Raw genomic sequence first — 18,178 nt, forward strand, 5'->3', positions numbered from 1 at the left:
TGTGCTTACTATTGGAAGCCTCGACCACCATTACTTGCGAACCCCGATAAAAATGCAAACCACCCCCGAAAAGATCCAGGCGACTTTCCAAAAGCTGATGCGATCGGACAGACCCACGAGACCGATCGTAGTGGTAGTCAACAAGACAAACGGGCCGACCAACGCAAGTCCTGAATTGATCAGAAGCGCTTTTTCCACTTGATTTACTTTCAGAATGAGAAGCGCCGCCAGAATTTCAATCGTTCCCGACATCAACCGCAACGCCGCCATCCCGATAATGGCTTTTTCCCACATGATTCCTCGTCCCTCCTCGCTACACCTTATGCTTGATTGCACGCAATTAGTCGTGGATTTACTGGGCGAACGCCTACCTGCAGGGTACTCACTCCTCCCGCTTGTACAGCATACACTGAAACAAATCGTCTAGGAGAAATGAGGAGAACAAATGCGGGGAAACGAAATACCCTTCTGGCCCGATAGCTGGGCGGATCCGTCGTGCAAACGACCGGGCAAACCGCGAAAGAAGGGGTTGACGATGGTGATCGATAAAGGCCTCGGACTCAACGCTTTCGATGACATACTGGCGCTCGCCGCCGACTATGTGGACATATACAAGCTGGGATTCGGCACGTCGGTGCTGTACCCTCTTGATCTTTTGAAACAGAAGGTGGAACGGGCCAAAGCCCATGGGCTGCATATCATGCCGGGCGGCACCTTTTTTGAAATCGCCAGCAAACAGGCTCCGTTCGAAAGCTACCTGGCGCGATTGAGAGCCATCGGATTCAATTCCATTGAAATCTCTGACGGAACCTTACCCATCTCTCCCGAGGCGCGTCGCCGAGCCATCTCATTGGCAGCCGATGCAGGGTTGACAGTATATGCGGAGTTCGGAAAAAAAGCAGTCCACTTCCGCGTTGAGGCGGAGGCACTGCTGCAGTCGATGGAAGAGGATTTACAAGCGGGTGCCGGCTACGTAATCGTAGAAGCGAGGGAAAGCGGGACGGTCGGCCTGTATGACGCAGCAGGGCAGGTTGACCCTACGTTTTTAACAGAGGTATGCCGCTTGGCCAAAGGGAATGCAAACCGGTTGATCTGGGAGGCGCCGCAAAAAGACCAACAGGTGGCGCTGATTCAGACGCTGGGCAGCGACGTCAATCTGGGGAACATCGCCCATACGGACATCCTCTCCGTGGAGACCCTGCGCCGCGGCTTGCGGGGGGACACCGCCGCCTTCATCTTGCAGGAAAGGAGGTCGGCTACGTGCGAATAGAAGTGGTCCCGACCGTGGAGGAAGTGCGGTTTGAGCAAATCAGCAACCGGGTCGTCATTGTCATCGACGTGCTGAGGGCCTCCAGCACCATCGTCACTGCGCTGGGAAACGGCTTTAGCAGCGTGATTCCCGTTGAAACCATCGGGCAGGCCCATGCGCTGCGCTCGGCAGACACTGTCCTCGCCGGTGAGCGTCAGTGCCGTAAAATTTCCGACTTTGACTACAACAATTCACCCACTGCACTATCGCAGGCCCGTCACCCGGGTCAACAGCTGATCCTGACCACCACCAACGGCACCCGCGCCATTCAGAAAGCGGAACGCGCTCCGGCGTTGTTGATCGGCTGTTTTCTCAACGCTACAGCATGTATGAACTACGCCCTGACGCATTATTTGGACATCACGCTGTACTGCGCCGGAACGCGATCGGAATTCGCCCTGGAAGACGGTCTGGCCGCAGGATTGCTGATTGATCGGGCGAGGCAGGCGAACTCCCGGTTGACCGTGTGCGATCTGGGTGAAGCGCTGCGGGCAAGCTACCTGTTTCTCGCCGATCAACTGCCGCAACAGTTGATGCAAACCGCAACAGGGAAACGGCTCGTACAGCATCAATTTGCAGACGACATCCGTTACTGCAGTCAGGTTGATCGGTACAACCTGGTGCCGGTCGTCAAGGAAAAACGAATACTGCCCCACCTTGTCTCATAGAGTGAAAGGAGAACAGGGACAGGGGTTCGATGCGGATGATGTCAGGAGAAGTAATGCTTGTCGTTCTTATCGTCGTAGGGTTAATTGGACGCTCACCGATCATTGCGACGGCAGCCAGTATTCTTCTGGTGCTGAAGCTGACCTCATTGGAACGGTTTTTTCCGGCTGTAGAACGAAGAGGGCTCGAGCTGGGGCTGCTTTTTTTGACGATATCCGTATTGGTGCCATTCGCGAATGAGAGGGTATCGTGGAAAGATGTAACCCCTCTGTTCACCACTCTCATCGGCATGCTGGCACTGGCAGGCGGGGCAATCGCGACATGGATGAACGGAAAAGGCCTGGACCTATTGCGGACGGAACCTCACATCATCGTCGGGCTCGTCATTGGATCGATCATCGGCATCGTGTTCTTCCGGGGAATTCCTGTGGGACCGTTGATGGCGGCGGGAATCACCGCGTTTGTAATGAAAGTATGGGAATGGTTTGGAGGGCGCTGGTGAGCAAAGCCCAGCCGACTTAAGCTAGGCTATAACCCACTCGGCGAAAGCTGCCGCTGTGCCGAGTGGGGTCCCTTTCTGGCGTCGGCTGGGGCCCCGAACACTTTCTTAGTGGCTGTATTGGCGGTCCAATTTTATAAATTCCTATCTACCAAAAAAGGCTGTACCCGTATGGGTACAGCCTTGGCTTTGTTTTCATGTTACGCGCGGGAAACGTATTGTTGGGTGCGCGTATCGATGATCAGTTTGTCTCCTTCATTGACGAACAGCGGAACGTTCACCACGAAGCCGGTCTCCAGCGTCGCTTTCTTCGTGACGTTCGACGCCGTATCGCCTTTCACGCCAGGTTCGCACTCGGTAACCACCAGTTCAACCGTGTTCGGCAGTTGAATACCGATGGTCTCACCGTTGTATTGCATGATCTGAACGTTCATGTTCTCCTTGAGGAAGTTCAATTCGTTCTCGATTTGTTTACGCGTGAACGTAATTTGCTCGTAGGTTTCAGTGTTCATGAAGGTGTATTCGTCACCGCTCGAGTACAGGTACTGCATGGTAGAGGTTTCGATGCGGGCAGGGTTTACTTTTTCACCGCCGCGGAAGGTCATTTCCGTCACGTTGCCGTTGCGCAGGTTGCGCAGTTTGGAACGCACGAACGCTGCACCTTTTCCCGGTTTTACGTGTTGGAATTCGATTACCTGATAGATGTTGCCGTCTACTTCAATCGTCAATCCAGTACGAAAATCGTTTACAGAAATCATGATAGGCCTCCTAAAAGATCAATAACCACACATAGTATAAATTAGACAGGCAAAATGAGCAACTCTTTCGTGGATTTCGTCAGAATCTCGCAACCGTTCTCCGTGATCAGGCAGTCGTCCTCAATCCGAACCCCGCCAAGTCCGCTGACGTAAATCCCCGGTTCCATGGTGACCAGCATGCCCGGCTCAAGTACGTGCGGGCTGACCGCAGAGAGGTTTGGCAGTTCGTGCACCTGCATACCCAGGCCATGACCGGCGCTGTGTCCGTACGCTTCACCGTAACCGGCTGCTGTGATGATGTCGCGGGTAACCGCATCCGCTTCCTTGCCCGTAAGGCCCGGCTTCAACGCCTGTACGCCGGCCAATTGGGCGCGCAGGACGATGTCGTAAATCTCTTTCAGCTTCGGATCGGGTTCGCCTACCGCAACGGTACGGGTGATATCGGAATGGTAGCCTTTGTACTGGGCTCCGAAATCAAGCGTGACCATCTCCCCCGCCTGGATCACCTTGTCGCTCGCGACACCGTGCGGAAGTGCGCCGCGAGCACCGGATGCGACGATGATGTCAAACGCGGAGGAATCCGCTCCCTGTTTACGCATGAAGAATTCCAGTTCCAGTGCCACATCAAGCTCGCGCACCCCAGGTTTGATGTAGGAAAGAATGTGGCTGAATGCTTCGTCGGCAATCCGGATCGCCTCCCGAATCACCGTGAGCTCGGACTCGTCCTTGTACATCCGCAGTTTTTCCATTAATCCGATGGCAGGCACCATCTCTACGCCTTCAAATGCTCTGCTCCACTCCTGGTAGGTGGAGAAGGAGACAGATCCTTCAAAGGCAAGCCGCTTCACCCCGTTCTCCATCAAAACCTTTGCGATTGCCTCTGTGGCCTTTCGTTCGTTGTTGACTACGGTAAAGTGAGCGGCCTGCTCTTTTGCCTGATCGATGTAACGGAAGTCCGTCACGAGAAAAGCCTCGGATTTCGTGACGATCACCCAACCGGTAGAACCGGTAAATCCGCTCAAATAGCGGCGGTTTTCTCCCTTTTCCGTGATAAAAGCGTCGACCCCAAGCTCCTTCAAAGCCGTGCGCAGTTTTTCAATGCGTTGAGTCATAGCCCTCTCCCCTTTTTCTTGCCGGCGTCGTCTACACGCGGCTAATCTTGCGGACCAGCGCCCGCAGTGCCCATTCGTACCCGTCCGTACCCAGTCCGATCACCTGGCCGACGGCAATCGGTGCGATCACGGAATGATGGCGAAACGCTTCCCGGGCGTGTACGTTGGAAATATGTACTTCAATGGTAGGCAATGAGACTGCAGCCAGCGCATCGCGGAGCGCGTAACTGTAGTGTGTGAACGCTCCGGGATTGATGACGATGCCGTCGTGAACCCCCTTGGCTCGATGAATGGCATCAATCAGCACGCCTTCGTGGTTGGACTGACAATGCTCCATCCGTCCTCCTAGCTCATCCATGACCTTTTCCAAACGGGCGACGATGTCATCAAGCGTCTCCCTTCCGTAAACCTCGGGCTCCCGCTTCCCCAGCATATTGAGATTCGGGCCGTTCACTACCAGGATGGAAACCATACCACAACCTCCCCATGGCGCAGCAAAAAACATTTTATCCAGTTGTTTATTTTACCATAGGAAGGAAACCCTTGAACAGGCATTACACTTCATCAAACCGTTCCATCATCACGGTCATTCCGATGAACAAACCGAGTGAGAGAAACCAGGCCACTTCCGTACTTAATGTGGGTTGATTCCAGTTTCCCATGCGGAAGAAAAAGCCCGCGCCCAACAGAAAAGCCAAGCCGTACAGGATTCCTGCCCACCAGAAACGGAGGTTGGCAAACAGCAGCGAATAAAGCAACGTGGCGGCCAATGTGCCTGCAAACATCACAACCGTGCCCAGGACGATGCCGGTGGGCGAGTTTTCTCCGTACATCCCCAGCAAGGGGCGTGCATAGGCACCGATCCCATAGGGCGTAAAATTAAGAAAGTGGGCGGCCATGCGGAGGACGCCCCATATGGCAGTCCCCCAGAACGCCACCTCGAAGATTTTGGATGGGGAGATCCGTTTCTTCACCACTTGCTCGTTGTGCGACGGATGTCTTGTTTTCATGGCTTTCATTCACACTCACCTCTGTCCTAGTATGTGCCGCCGCTTTTGTTTTCACTATTTCTTTACAATTGGAGCCGCATGCAATGATCTGCTTGTAGCCTCCCAGAGCGGTTTACGCTAGAATAGAAAGTAAGGATGGTGATCTCAATTGGCGCAGCGAAACGTACCAAGCTACGGCGGTCAAGCGGTCATTGAAGGCGTCATGTTTGGCGGCCGGAGCGTGACTGTTACTGCCATACGGAGAAAAAATCAGGAAATTGAGTACTTCGAAGCTCCGCGGGTGGAATATACATGGCTGAACCGCCTGAAAAAAATTCCATTTGTCCGCGGTCTCGTAGGATTGATTGAAGCGAGCGCCAACGGGGCGAAGCATTTGAATTTCGCCTCCGAGCGATACAGTCAGGAATCGGACGACGAGGTGACGGAAGGACCGTCCAAACTGACTCTTGTGCTGGGTGTAGCCGCCGTCGGTATCCTTTCCTTCCTGTTTGGGAAATTCGTCTTTACCCTTGTGCCTGTCTTTTTGGCGGAGTTTCTGCTAGGCAAGTGGGTGCCTGCCGGCATACCGCAAAACCTCGCGGAGGGCGGGTTTAAAATCCTGCTGCTGCTGGGTTATATTCTGGCCATTGCCCAAGCACCGTTGATCAAGCGGCTGTTTCAATACCACGGCGCGGAGCACAAGGTGATTAACGCCTATGAATCCGGGGTAGAATTAACAGTACAGAACGTGCAAAAATTTTCCACCCTGCACTATCGCTGCGGAAGCAGTTTTCTCATCTTCACGGTGTTGGTAGGGGTCGTGATTTACTCCCTGTTTCAGTACGACTCCCTGTGGGAACGCGTCGTCCAGCGGATCGTTCTCCTGCCGGTCGTGATCGGCGTTTCGTACGAAGTCTTGCAATGGACGAACAAGCTTCGTGACATTCCCGTCCTTCGCTATCTCGGTTATCCCGGACTGTGGCTGCAGAAGATCACGACGCGGGAACCGGACGACAGCCAGGTGGAAGTGGCCATCGCCGCATTCCAAAAGATGCGTGAGCGGGATCAGGCAGTGTCTAACGAGCGTTTGATGTCAACCGGGTAATTCAGGCATTCTTTCATTACCATAGAGGTGAGGCCCTATGTTACGCCGTATTCCCCCGCTCATCATGATTCTGTTGTTGTTTGCTGTCTACGGCTTTTTGCTGCAGCTGATTTCCGATCCGGTCAACACCCTGATCATTATCGGGTTGTCTGCCCTGATCTTCTATCTCGTCAGCAACTACCTGAAAAGCGGTCGTTTTCTGCCCGCAGGATCAAAACGGCCTCCCCAGGCGAAACAACGGCAGAAAGCTGCCGCGTCCCGCCCCCCCGTAAAGAAGCAGGGGCATCCTCCGCGTAAACAGCATCCTTTTCAAGTGATTGATGGAAACAAGGGCAAACCCAATCAAAAACAGAGTCAAAGCGACCAGGACTCGTCCAACAACATCTATCCGTGAGAAAGAAAACAGGCTGCGAATGTTAGCAGCCTGTTTTTATTTTGATCGTCGGCTCTTTTTTGCGGTAACTGCGAATGTACTCCGCAAAGTTCCACATCTCTAAAAAGCGGCGTGCAGCCTCCTCGCCAGAGCGGAACAGCTGGTCTCGAACTTCCTCTGACAGCTTGAATTGGGTGGCTCTCACCCCCAATGAATCGATAAAGATGGTACGAACCGCATTTGTCTTTTCCACATAAAGCCGATCGTGGGCGTCCAGCATCGTCATGATGAGTCCCTTCGTTAAGGAAAAGAGTCCGTCCACGTTAGTTTCCACCGCTTGTGCACGTTTTCCATGCAGACGAAAACCGATCGTCGGCCAACGAGGAATGCCCGGAACGTCAAACAACCAGACAGGATAATTGCTCAAGAGTCCGCCGTCAACCACATAGTGGGGTTGATTCTGCAGATCGATGCGGACAGGCTGGAAAAAGAAGGGGATGGAGGATGACATGCGGACCGCTTTGGAGATGGGAAAATCCGCTGGGTCAACCCCGAACAGGGCAAGATCATCGGGCAATACCAGCATTTTGCCAGAGGTAATGTCTGAAGCGATGATTCGCAGCTTGCCTTCCGACAAATCTCCGAACGTACGGATTCCTTTTCTCCGAAGCAGCTCGTCAACGAGCTCCTCGATTCCATCGCTCGGATACATGCCTTCATGGACGAACAAGCTGTAGAGATTCCCGACCAGCGGAATGCGACCGAGTCCCCTTCGTTGTAACAAGTGAAAATAATCCATTCGTTTAAAGACCTCATACAGTTCTACACTGCGATACCCTGCGCTAACCAATGCGGCCACGATGGAGCCGGCAGAGGTGCCTGCAAGCTTCTCCCATTCGTATCCCTGCTCTTCCATCACCTTCAACGCGCCTATAAAAGCGATCCCTTTGACACCGCCGCCTTCGAATACAGCGTCTGCTTTCAAGGCCACACCATCCCCTCATTAGCATCTGCTACTGTATATTCAGCAAGAGAATGGCCCTGTTACTTAAGAAAACCCAGCCGACTTTAGCTAACGCTTCGCCGGGCGGGGCCCCGAACACTTTCCTAGTGGCTGTATGGGATGTCCAATTTTATAAATTCCTATATGCCAAAAAAAAACGCAAGCCGCATTTCGGCTCGCGATTTACATCGACTGCTCTTCCTTTTGTTCCTCTTCCTGACGAATCCGCTGCAGCTCTTCCACTCGCGCCGCATCCGCCTGAAAGTACTGGACAAGGTACTCCAGACATGTGATGGACTCCCAGCTCAAGTGGTGTTCAATCCCTTCCACATCCCGATAAATATGCTCCTCGTCAACACCGATCAAACGTAAAAACTCTTCCAGCAAGCTGTGTCGATCCACCAGTCGCTTGCCGATTTTTTTCCCTTTTGGCGTCAATACCAGCCCGCGATACTTTTCGTAAACGAGGTACTTGTCCTTGTCCAATTTTTGAACCATTTTCGTGACCGATGAGGGATGCACTTCCAACGCTTCTGCTATGTCGGAGACCCGAGCGTAACCTTTTTCCTCAATTAAGCTGTAAATTCGTTCCAAATAGTCTTCCATGCTAGGTGTTGGCACGCTAATCCCTCGTTTCAACCGTATTCCAAAAAAAGCACGTAAAATCATAATACCGTGGAAAGAGGAGGTCTTGCAAGACTGGTTTTGATTCTGTGTACGTTTGTGCTTCCTGTTCTGAAAATCCTGCTTTTCCACATACACTTGTACCAAGTTGGGAAAAGGATGATGTTGGATGAGCGCTGGAGCTTGGCGGATAGCCTTACTTTTTTCAGTGATCAGTCTTGGATCCGCTTACCTGAACGGATACGAGTGGTTGCGATTTTTTTCCTTCTTTGGTTCGTGGGGGACGATTGGCATCGTGCTGACCAGCATCGGGATCAGCTGGTTTACGTATGCGATCTTACGGTTTTGTCACCAAAGAGGCCTTACGTCCCTGCATGAATTGTTCGTCCATCTGTTTGGTTCCAAACTGGCGCCGAGTTTCTCGGTCCTGGTCTATGTCATTCTGCTGGCCTACCTGGGTACCGTCATTGGACAACAGGCTGTACTGCAGGCGGATCACCGCTATGCTCTCTTGGTTGTCTGTTCTCTCTGCTTCACGGCGTTTTGGTTGGCACGTCGGGGGATGAACGAAATGGTTCGGGCTGCCTGGTTGCTTTTAATCTTGGGTCTGGCATGTATCGGACTCATTTTTACCGAGCAGCGGCACGTCCCCGTCCCCAGCCTGTCGTACCAGTTAAACGGTTACTGGATCCTTTCCGCCTGTTATTACCTTGCCCTGCATCTCCTGCTGTCAGTCGTTGCTCTGCTGCCGCTCATTACCCGCCTGCCAACTCCCGCCGCCATTCGCATGGGAATTGGCCTCGGAGGACTGTTCCTCTTCTTCATGACCATGCTGGGGCACGCCGCATTACTCGCCTATTGGCACGAGATCCATGCGTCGGCGATTCCGCTGAAAGAAATTCTGTCAAGGATGATTCCGTACGCTGCTCCTGTTCATACACTCGTATCGCTGGGACACAGCGGTCTCGTACTGGCCGCTCTTTTCTACGGTTTAACCGTTCCGGTAGCGGAGCGCTACGACTTGCAGCTGACGCCCATGCTTCTCGTCATGTCGATTGCCACCGCGGCCTTCGCCTTGTTTCCTCTGTGGACCGAAGCTTTTACGTCTATGCCTTACACGGCCGCCACCTACTGTGGCATGCTGATACTCGCCGTCTATTGCTGGAGATACAAGGTTTAAAAACCCACAGCGCTCGGCAGGACCACGTCCACGGTGGTTCCCTTGTTCAATTCGCTGGAGACGAGAATGCTCCCGCCGTGATTTTCAATGATTTTATAGCTTACCATCAATCCAAGCCCTGTTCCTTTTTCTTTGGTGGTATAGAACGGTTCCCCCAGTTTGGGAATACGGTCGGGATCGATACCGCAGCCTGAGTCCGAAATCCGGATCAGCACACTTCCGTCTTCCCGCACGCTGCCCTCCACGGTGATCATGCCGCCATGGGGCATCGCTTCAATGGCATTTTTAAAAATGTTGATAAAGACCTGTTTGATCTGGTTTTCCTCGCAGGAAATCTGCGGGAGATTGTCCGCAAACCTGGTATGTATCTGAATGTTGTTTAAGATCGCCTGAGTGTCTAACAGAGACAGGACATTTTGCAACAATTCGTGCACATCTTTGATTTGAAACCTGATTGCCTGCGGCTTGGCCAACAGCAGCAGTTCGCTGACGATAAAGTTGATGCGATCCAGCTCAGCCAGCATGATTTCGCAGTACTTCTTTTCATCGCTCACCGACGACTCCAACAGCTGGATAAAACCGCGAAGCGCCGTCAGCGGATTGCGTATCTCATGGGCGATCCCCGCCGCCAATTGACCGATAGCCGAAAGCTTGTCCGATTGACGAAGCAGCTCCTCCGTCCGCTTCTGCTCCGTAATGTCACGGGTGACGACGAGAAAATTGAGGATCTCCCCCTCCTCGTCCAAAACAGGTTTATATCTGGACTCCAGATGGATCCAATGACCATCGTGATGAAGAAATCGGTATTCCAGAGTGGTCAACGATTTGGTTTGCTTCATCCGCCGGATACCCTGCCAAACCTGTTCGAGGTCGTCGGGATGTACAAGCTGATGGCGGCCCTCTCCGTAATAGACATCCTGGGAGTACCCGAGAATCATCTGATGCGACGGAGAAGCGTAGGTAACCGTTCCTTCCGCATTTATGATGCTGATCAAGTCAGTCATGTTCTCGGCAATCAAGCGGTACTTTGCTTCACTTTCCCGCAGCAACTTCTCCACGTGCTTTTTCTCCGTAATGTCACGAGCGCTGCCTGCGATCGCCACCACTTTTTCATGGGCATCAACGATGGGAGACAGCGACAGAGAGATGTTGATCGGCGAGCCGTCCTTGCGATACCGAATGACTTCCAATCCAGAGATGTGCTTGCCGTTTACCACCTGCCGGTGAACATCATCTGCTTCTGCTTGCAGATGGGCCGGAATTCCCGGTATCATACCGCCCAGCACTTCTTCAACGGTATAGCCGAAAATTCGTTCCGACGCTTGGTTGCAGCTGAGTACCTTCCCGTCCAGATCGATAACGGATATCGCGTCGGGGGACTGCTGCAAAAATGATTCCAGCTGCTCCTTTGTCCGGATCAACTCTGATTCCGCCTGTTTTTTGCTGGTGACATCACGTCCGATGACCAGAATGACCCTGCGCTTTTGGCTCGTATCGAAGACCGGCACCTTGAGGACGTCAAAGTGGCGGAAGGTTCCATCCGGCATGGGGAATGTTTCTTCATGCCTAAGCGGGGTCCCCGTTTGCCAAACGATCTCGTCGCTCTTTCCGCATCCGCAGAAGGAGCGGGTGAATGTTTCGTTCTGCTCAGCAGCGGCGAGATCCTTCCCATTTTCGATCAGAAACAGCGAACGGGCTACATCGTTCATCTCCAGTACCCTTCCCTGATCGTCCTTCACGCAGATATAGTCCGGCATCGCGTTGATAAAGGCACGAAAGCGAAGTTCCTTTGTCAGGATGGTTTCGGTTGATTGCCTGTCCCGTTGATTCATGGTATACAACAGCCAACCGACCATGGAAAGGAGCAGCAAGTCCCCGATAAGATGGAGCAGCACAACATGACTGTCATGAAACGACATGTTCATCTGCCAGACAAGCATCACCCCACTACCAATGATCAGACAAAACAAAATAGAGATCGCAATACCTGCGTGTTTCATCGTTCCCTCCTCCGTGATGTAACGCAATTGCTGTTTTGTTCGAAAATTTCCGATAATTCATTCTGTTAGAGTCGCTTGTCAGGTTCACTTTTTTAACATATGTAAAAATTATATCCTGATTCCCAGGGTGAATCTATTCCATAGATTTCGACAGATTATGACATAAAGGCAGAATACCCCTCGAAACGGGTTTTTCCGTTCGAGGGGCATTTCTCTACTCCGGTTGTTTTGCGTTCCCCATTTCCGCGGGAAGTACAACCGACTGTTTGGATATCGCGAAGGCAGGGGTTTCGGGGCTGACAATCTCGCAGACAGCCATGCCAATTGTTTGGGCAGCCCGGAGAAGATTTTCCTTACTGATGTCGTTGATGGTATCTTCCGGTTGAGGATGCCGTATTTCTGCCGGCGCATAGAGGAACAATGCAGCCGGAATCCCTGCTGCGGCAAAAGGCAGATGGTCACTCGCGGTCTCTTTGCTGTCTTTGCCCACCGGCGAGAGGGCAGCACCTGCCTGATTGCCCAGTTCCGTAACCAGATTTGGCTTGCCGTTGGCCGTATCCATGATCAGGTCTCCGGCGTTCTCGCTTCCCATTCGTTCCAGCTGAAAGACAGCTGCCATCCTGCTCTTCACATCCGGAGAAAGACCTTGCACATAAGCCGCCGAACCGCGCTGTCCCCGTTCCGACGCGCCGAAGCTGACCAATCGCACTTCCGTGTCAATCGGTTGTTCCGCTAGCAGACGGGCCGTTTCCAAAAGAACTGCCACACCGGAGGCATTGTCGTTTGCTCCCGGCGAACCAGGTGCCGTATCGTGGTGGGCACCGACCACGACAATCTGTTGCGTGTTTCCGTTTGACGGTTTGCGCACCGCCTCGACATTGTAGGACGTGCGCTTGACGATGGATGCCCCGTCCACTTTTACGGTTACTTGCAGCGTTTCACTTTCTTTCAGGCGTTCTCTCAGTTTGATGCCATCCTCTTGCGTCACCATTACGACGGGTACGGCCGCATCCAACGGCTCGCCCAGGGTGCCGCCGTCATGGTCCGGTCTGTCGTTTACCAGGATCGCGGCGACTGCTCCTGCAGCCGCAGCATTGCGCACCTTTTCGGAAAACGGGATCTTGCCCCGTTTGATGAGAGCTACCTTGCCTCTGGCGTCACGTGAACGGAACCCTTCCTCTGTACCATATCCGCAATCGAGGAGTGAACCGCTGCCTTGACCGCTTGACGCATACGTCAAGGAGGACAAGTTCCAGGACTCCGCCTTCATCCCCGACACTTGAAGGATCAAGGATTTTGGCTCCAGGTATTCGTAGTAAAAAAAGGGCACAAGCCGCGTCACGTATCCGTAAGAACGCAGCCTGCGTTCGATGTAGGATGCGACCACAAACTCCGATTCCGTCGCCGCTATGCGCGGCATCTGGGACAAATGTTCCACGTCGAAGTAGAGATTGTCTGGGTCCACCATCGAAACGATTTCAGCCGCCGATGCAGTCCACGCATGTGCTGAGGGGACGCATGCAGCGATGCCCCATACCGACAGAAAAGCAAATGAACGCCTCATCCATTTCTTCATGAGATCCCCCTTTGCCTTTAACCTTCTCTCCCTATCATTATGATGTGGATTGAAATTGTACGTCTAGTCAGAATCCTATTTCAAATAAATCCATTTCGCGCCAAGCAACGACAGCATTTTTTGTATTTGACCGATTTTTCAACCTTCTCAATTGACCCTTGTACGCTGATTTGCTAAGGTGAAGGTGTGAAGTATGCGTTTGATTCTTGTGAAGGAATAAAAAAAAACAGATAATGGCTGTAAGCAAAGAAGGAGGAAATACCATGCTCTACGTAGACGGAAATTGGGTTGAACCGGGTACCGCCGCCATTCAACCGGAAGACCGCGGATACAATTTCGGGGACGGCATTTACGAAGTGGTGCGCATTTACAGAGGAAAAATGTATCAGTGGGAAGGACATATTACGCGCTTGTTCCGCAGTGCGCGTGAAATAAAAATGGAACTGCCGTGGACTGAGGAAGAGCTTCTGCACATCGCCAACCAATTGTTGGAGAAAAACGGCATTACCCATGAGGACGACGCAATCCTCTATCTGCAGGTTTCCCGAGGGTACGCCCCCCGCCAGCACGATATCCCCGGCGACATTCGCCCTGTCATCATGGGTTTTGTCCGCCGTAAGGAGCGTCCTCATGCTGACATGAAAAAAGGGATGACCGCACGGCTGGTTCCGGATATCCGCTGGCTGCGCTGCGATATCAAAACGCTGAACCTGCTGGGAGCCGTACTGGTGAAACAAGAGGCAAAAGACGCCGGGGCGCAGGAGTCGATTCTGCACCGCGACGGCATCGTTACCGAATGCAGCGCTTCCAACCTTTTTGCCGTAAAAGACGGTGCGCTTTACACCCACCCTGCCAACAACCTGATCCTGCACGGAATTACCCGTCAGGTGGTCATTGAACTGGCGAAGAAAAACAACATCAAGGTGTACGAAGAAGCGTTTGACACCGAATTCCTCAAACAGGCGGACGAGTTGTTCCTCACCGGGACCACCGTGGAAGTGATGCCGATCATCTCCGTGGACGGCCAAGCTGTCGGGAGCGGTCAGGTCGGTCCGATGGCGCAAAAGCTGCAGGCCCTTTTTGAAGAACACATCTACTCTGAAGTTCTTGTGTAAACCTCATCCAGAAAAAAGCTCTCACGTCTATGTGAGAGCTTTTGTTTGCTTATCGGCGGAAATTCCACTCGTCGGCAGCATATCGGGTCTCGGCCAACTCTTCTGCCAGCACCCGCTCCTCAGCGGTCAATTCCGCCTCTACCAGATCCACTTCCAAACCGGAGGCAAAGCCTTTGCGGAATGCGGCAATCGCGTCCTGCAGACTGACCGGCTCACGACTCACCTCGTTGATCGTCACGGCTTTTTGTCGGAAGCTTTGCATCATTCGTTCCTTGACTCGTTCCGACGGGAATTTCAACAAGGAGAAAAGCAAGTCTACGTCCATATCCAACAGGATCGAGCCGTGCTGCAGAATAATCCCCTTTTGCCGGGTCTGCGCGCTTCCCGCCACTTTTTTCCCCTCCACCACCAGTTCGTACCAGGACGGCGAATCAAAACAAGCCGAAGAACCGGGGGAGCTGTACTTCTCCTTCTCCTCTTCTGACGCAAGCGACACCATCTCCGCCTGCAGGCCGAGGTTTTGAAACCCGTGCAACAACCCGAGACTGATCACTTTGTACGCCTCTGTCACACTGGACGGCATCTTCGGATGGCTTTCTGAGACAACTACACTGTAGGTTAGTTCCTGATCGTGCAGAACGGCCCGGCCGCCGGTAGGACGGCGCACAAATCCGAGGCCGTGCTTGCGCAATTCGGCAAAATCAATCTCTCTCTCCGCCTTTTGAAAATACCCGATAGACAATGTCGCCGGATCCCACGTATAAAAGCGAACGGTCGGCGGCACCTTTCCCTCGCTGTGCATTTGCAAAATCGCTTCGTCAATCGCCATGTTCATCGCCGGTGACATTCCTTCGGTGACGATGTAGCGCCATTTTTCCATGTATGTACCTCCTCTGCCAATCCCATGCCTCGCCATTGTACGCCTTTCTCTCTGCTGCGGGCAAGTGTCCCAGCACTTTCGAAGTCCTCCGATATTCTTAAAAGGAAAAACCGCCCTGAAACAGGCGGTCATTCCCATCATGATGATTCTTATTGCGGCTGGTAACGCAGAACCGGCTTGCGTGCCGCGGTCGCTTCGTCGAGGCGTTTGACAACCGTGGTGTGAGGCGCTTCCTGAACGATCTCCGGAGTTTCTTCACACTCACGGGCAATCTGCAGCATGACCTCGATAAATTCATCCAGCGTTTCTTTTGTCTCGGTCTCGGTCGGTTCGATCATCAGGCACTCGTCGACAATCAACGGGAAGTAGATGGTCGGCGGATGGTAGCCGAAGTCCAGAAGTCGCTTTGCGATGTCCAGCGTCCGGACGCCCTGCTTCTTCTGTTTGATGCCGGAGAGGACGAACTCGTGCTTGCAGACGCGGTCGTACGGCAGGTGGTATGCTTCTGCCAGCCTGCGCATCATGTAGTTGGCGTTCAGCACGGCGTTTTGCGAAACCTGCAGCAAACCTTCCGCGCCCATCGTGCGAATGTAGGAGTAAGCGCGCACGAGGATGCCAAAGTTGCCGTGGTAGCCTTTTACGCGGCCGATGGATCTTGGGCGGTCGTTATCCCAGTAGAACGTGCCGTCCTCTTTTTTGCCGACGATCGGAGCGGGCAGGAACGGCTCGAGGATTTTCTTCACCCCGACCGGCCCTGCTCCCGGACCGCCGCCGCCGTGCGGACCGGTGAACGTCTTGTGCAAATTGAGGTGCACCACGTCAAAGCCCATGTCACCCGGACGGGCGATGCCGAGAATGGCGTTGGCGTTGGCGCCGTCGTAGTACAAAAGACCGCCTGCTTCATGAACGATTTTCGCCATCTCTACAATGTCTTCTTCAAACAGACCGAGCGTATTCGGGTTGGTCAGCATCAGAGCCGCCGTGTCAGGCCCTACCGCTTCGCGCAATGCGTCGATGTTGACAAGACCGCGTTCGTCGGACGGGATGGTAATGGTATCCAGACCGGCGATGGTCGCCGAAGCAGGGTTGGTACCGTGTGCAGAGTTCGGCACGATTACTTTGGTGCGGTGGCCTTCCCCGTGGCTCTCGTGATAGGCGCGAATCATCAGAAGACCCGTCCACTCCCCGGCTGCCCCTGCCGCCGGCTGCAGAGTGACTGCATCCATACCGGTGATTTCGGCCAGGTCGTTTTGCAGATGATACATCAGTTCCAAGGCACCCTGCACCGTTTCTTCCGGCTGGTACGGGTGCGTCTGTGCAAATCCAGGGAAACGCGCTATGTCTTCGTTTATTTTCGGATTGTATTTCATCGTGCAGGAGCCGAGCGGATAGAAGCCGTTGTCCACACCGTGGTTTCGGCGGGACAGCTCGGTGTAGTGGCGCACCAGCTGCAGTTCGGATACTTCCGGAAGCTCAGCCGGTGTTTCGCGAATCAGGTGCTTGGGCAGCATGCGGGCCACGTCCACTTCCGGAACATCCAGAGCCGGAAGGTTGTAACTGACGCGTCCCGGCTTGCTCATTTCAAAGATCAACGCTTTTTCCTTGTCGTTACGCACGAGTGATCGCCTCCAATTCCTGCGCCAGCGTGTCTATCTCTTCTTTCGTTCTCAGCTCCGTCACGGCAATCAGCATGTGGCCTGCCCATTCCGGATAGTCGATGCCCAGATCATAGCCGCCGATGATGCCGCGCTCGAGCAATCGTTTGTTTACGTCCGCAATTGGTTTGGACAGCTTCACGACGAATTCGTTGAAGAACGGCGAGGTGAAGACAACCTCGAGTCCTTTCGCCTTCAAGGCCTGCTTCGCATAGTGCGCCTTTTGCAGGTTCATCATCGCCATTTCCTGAACCCCTTGCTTGCCAAGAGCCGTCAAGGCAATGGATGCAGCCAGAGCCAGCAGCGCCTGGTTGGAGCAGATGTTGGAGGTCGCTTTTTCACGACGGATGTGCTGCTCGCGCGCCTGGAGCGTCAGTACGAAACCGCGCTTGCCGTTTTCATCCTTGGTTTGACCGACGATCCGTCCCGGCATTTTGCGCATCAGTTTGGAGGAGGTGGCAAAGTAACCGCAATGCGGACCGCCGAAGGATGCAGGGATACCAAACGGCTGCATGTCGCCCACGACGATGTCGGCACCCAGTTTGCCTGGCGCTTCAAGGACACCCAGCGCAAGAGGATTGGAAGATACGATCAAGAGCGCGCCTTTGCTGTGAACAAGATGCTCAATGGCTGCCAGGTCTTCCACGTTCCCCAGGAAGTTTGGATATTGCACCACTACCGCTCCCGTATCCTCGTCGAGCAGGGCTTCCAGAGCGGCCAGATCGGTCACACCCTCACTGTCGCAGCCCACTTCGCGAATTTCAACGTTCTGGCCGTACGCGTAGGTCTTGAGTACGCTGCGCGATTGCGGATGAACGGTGCGGGAGGCGATTACGCGTTTTTTGCCGGTGTGGCCGGCCGCCATCATCGCCGCTTCGGCGAGAGCGGTAGCGCCGTCGTACATGGAGGAGTTGGCCACTTCCATGCCGGTCAGTTCGCAGACCATCGTCTGGAATTCAAAGATGGCCTGCAGCTCGCCCTGGCTGATTTCAGGCTGATAAGGCGTATAGGCGGTAAAGAACTCTCCGCGCAGCAGCATGTGGTTGACGACGCTTGGAATGTAGTGCTGATAGACCCCTGCGCCGAGGAAGTTGACATGGGTGGAAAAGTTCACGTTTTTCTTGGCCAGGCCTTGCATGTACGCAACAAGCTCCGGTTCGGAGAGCGCTTCAGAAATGGCAAGCTGTCCCTGGAAACGCACTTCTGCCGGAATGTCGGCAAACAGCTCATCCACATGTTGAATCCCCAGCGCATCCAGCATCTCGCGCTTGTCTTGATCCGTTGTTGGCAGGTAACGGTATTTCACGTGATGTGTCCTCCTCTTCAAACCTGAA

At 53.6% G+C, this 18,178-nt stretch carries 19 protein-coding genes; 7 read left to right on the top strand and 12 right to left on the bottom strand.

Annotation, left to right across the window (positions count from 1 at the left end; genetic code table 11):
- Positions 1–30: 30 nt before the first annotated feature.
- Positions 31–294, bottom strand: a complete 264-nt coding sequence (locus tag ACE99V_RS03870; protein ID WP_400489956.1) for a YqhV family protein — start codon at positions 292–294, stop codon at positions 31–33.
- 151 nt (positions 295–445) lie between these two features.
- Here ACE99V_RS03870 and comA point away from each other — a divergent pair, with 151 nt between their 5' ends.
- The 3 genes from comA to ACE99V_RS03885 are packed head-to-tail and all read left to right on the top strand — an operon-like array spanning position 446 to position 2,477.
- Positions 446–1,270 (top strand): phosphosulfolactate synthase, encoded by an 825-nt coding sequence (gene comA, locus ACE99V_RS03875; protein ID WP_400489957.1) that lies wholly within the window; start codon positions 446–448, stop codon positions 1,268–1,270.
- The gene (locus ACE99V_RS03880) at positions 1,261–1,977 is read left to right on the top strand and encodes a 2-phosphosulfolactate phosphatase (RefSeq protein ID WP_400489958.1); all 717 of its coding nucleotides are present in this window, start codon (positions 1,261–1,263) and stop codon (positions 1,975–1,977) included. Before comA ends, ACE99V_RS03880 begins: the two co-directional genes overlap by 10 nt.
- A gap of 35 nt (positions 1,978–2,012) precedes the next feature.
- Positions 2,013–2,477 (top strand): DUF441 domain-containing protein, encoded by a 465-nt coding sequence (locus ACE99V_RS03885; RefSeq protein WP_400489959.1) that lies wholly within the window; start codon positions 2,013–2,015, stop codon positions 2,475–2,477.
- A gap of 197 nt (positions 2,478–2,674) precedes the next feature.
- Here ACE99V_RS03885 and efp read toward each other — a convergent pair whose 3' ends face one another.
- From efp to ACE99V_RS03905, 4 genes are all read right to left on the bottom strand, one after another.
- Positions 2,675–3,232 carry an elongation factor P gene (gene efp, locus ACE99V_RS03890; RefSeq protein ID WP_400489960.1) on the bottom strand — a complete coding sequence of 186 codons (558 nt, stop codon included), beginning with the start codon at positions 3,230–3,232 and terminating at the stop codon, positions 2,675–2,677.
- Positions 3,233–3,273: 41 nt separating this feature from the next.
- A complete protein-coding gene (locus ACE99V_RS03895) occupies positions 3,274–4,344 on the bottom strand; it encodes a M24 family metallopeptidase (protein WP_400489961.1) in 1,071 nt (356 codons plus the stop codon).
- 31 nt (positions 4,345–4,375) lie between these two features.
- Positions 4,376–4,816: a type II 3-dehydroquinate dehydratase gene (gene aroQ / locus ACE99V_RS03900; RefSeq protein WP_400489962.1), complete on the bottom strand. Its 441-nt coding sequence runs from the start codon at positions 4,814–4,816 to the stop codon at positions 4,376–4,378.
- A gap of 82 nt (positions 4,817–4,898) precedes the next feature.
- A complete protein-coding gene (locus ACE99V_RS03905) occupies positions 4,899–5,363 on the bottom strand; it encodes a YqhR family membrane protein (RefSeq protein WP_400489963.1) in 465 nt (154 codons plus the stop codon).
- 139 nt (positions 5,364–5,502) lie between these two features.
- Here ACE99V_RS03905 and ACE99V_RS03910 point away from each other — a divergent pair, with 139 nt between their 5' ends.
- The gene (locus tag ACE99V_RS03910) at positions 5,503–6,438 is read left to right on the top strand and encodes a DUF1385 domain-containing protein (protein ID WP_400489964.1); all 936 of its coding nucleotides are present in this window, start codon (positions 5,503–5,505) and stop codon (positions 6,436–6,438) included.
- A 37-nt stretch (positions 6,439–6,475) separates the two neighbouring features.
- Positions 6,476–6,832 (top strand): hypothetical protein, encoded by a 357-nt coding sequence (locus tag ACE99V_RS03915; RefSeq protein WP_400489965.1) that lies wholly within the window; start codon positions 6,476–6,478, stop codon positions 6,830–6,832.
- Positions 6,833–6,854: 22 nt separating this feature from the next.
- On the opposite strand, the gene ACE99V_RS03920 is transcribed toward ACE99V_RS03915, so the two are convergent.
- Together ACE99V_RS03920 and mntR are read right to left on the bottom strand one after the other, a co-directional pair.
- Positions 6,855–7,796, bottom strand: coding sequence for a patatin-like phospholipase family protein (locus ACE99V_RS03920; protein WP_400490030.1), 942 nt, complete (start codon positions 7,794–7,796; stop codon positions 6,855–6,857).
- A gap of 201 nt (positions 7,797–7,997) precedes the next feature.
- Positions 7,998–8,435: a transcriptional regulator MntR gene (mntR, locus tag ACE99V_RS03925; RefSeq protein WP_400489966.1), complete on the bottom strand. Its 438-nt coding sequence runs from the start codon at positions 8,433–8,435 to the stop codon at positions 7,998–8,000.
- Between the two features lie 172 nt (positions 8,436–8,607).
- On the opposite strand from mntR, the gene ACE99V_RS03930 reads away from it, so the two are divergent.
- Entirely contained in the window at positions 8,608–9,618 is a 1,011-nt protein-coding gene (locus ACE99V_RS03930) for a hypothetical protein (protein ID WP_400489967.1), read from the top strand.
- On the opposite strand, the gene ACE99V_RS03935 is transcribed toward ACE99V_RS03930, so the two are convergent.
- Both ACE99V_RS03935 and ACE99V_RS03940 read right to left on the bottom strand, forming a co-directional pair.
- Entirely contained in the window at positions 9,615–11,618 is a 2,004-nt protein-coding gene (locus tag ACE99V_RS03935) for a PAS domain S-box protein (RefSeq protein ID WP_400489968.1), read from the bottom strand. The two genes, ACE99V_RS03930 and ACE99V_RS03935, sit on opposite strands and share 4 nt — an antisense overlap.
- Before the next feature lie 214 nt (positions 11,619–11,832).
- On the bottom strand, positions 11,833–13,194 hold the full coding sequence (locus tag ACE99V_RS03940) for a M28 family peptidase (RefSeq protein ID WP_400489969.1): 1,362 nt from the start codon (positions 13,192–13,194) through the stop codon (positions 11,833–11,835).
- A gap of 263 nt (positions 13,195–13,457) precedes the next feature.
- Here ACE99V_RS03940 and dat point away from each other — a divergent pair, with 263 nt between their 5' ends.
- A complete protein-coding gene (gene dat / locus ACE99V_RS03945; protein ID WP_400489970.1) occupies positions 13,458–14,309 on the top strand; it encodes a D-amino-acid transaminase in 852 nt (283 codons plus the stop codon).
- Positions 14,310–14,358: 49 nt separating this feature from the next.
- Here the strand turns inward: dat and ACE99V_RS03950 are convergent, their stop codons facing one another.
- The 3 genes from ACE99V_RS03950 to gcvPA form a co-directional block, all read right to left on the bottom strand.
- On the bottom strand, positions 14,359–15,189 hold the full coding sequence (locus tag ACE99V_RS03950) for a lipoate--protein ligase family protein (protein WP_400489972.1): 831 nt from the start codon (positions 15,187–15,189) through the stop codon (positions 14,359–14,361).
- A gap of 149 nt (positions 15,190–15,338) precedes the next feature.
- Entirely contained in the window at positions 15,339–16,805 is a 1,467-nt protein-coding gene (gene gcvPB, locus ACE99V_RS03955) for an aminomethyl-transferring glycine dehydrogenase subunit GcvPB (protein ID WP_400489973.1), read from the bottom strand.
- The gene (gene gcvPA / locus ACE99V_RS03960; protein WP_400489974.1) at positions 16,798–18,150 is read right to left on the bottom strand and encodes an aminomethyl-transferring glycine dehydrogenase subunit GcvPA; all 1,353 of its coding nucleotides are present in this window, start codon (positions 18,148–18,150) and stop codon (positions 16,798–16,800) included. Before gcvPA ends, gcvPB begins: the two co-directional genes overlap by 8 nt.
- Positions 18,151–18,178 lie beyond the last annotated feature (28 nt).

It is taken from the genome of Brevibacillus soli (assembly GCF_044759095.2).
Lineage (GTDB): Bacteria > Bacillota > Bacilli > Brevibacillales > Brevibacillaceae > JBIYSM02.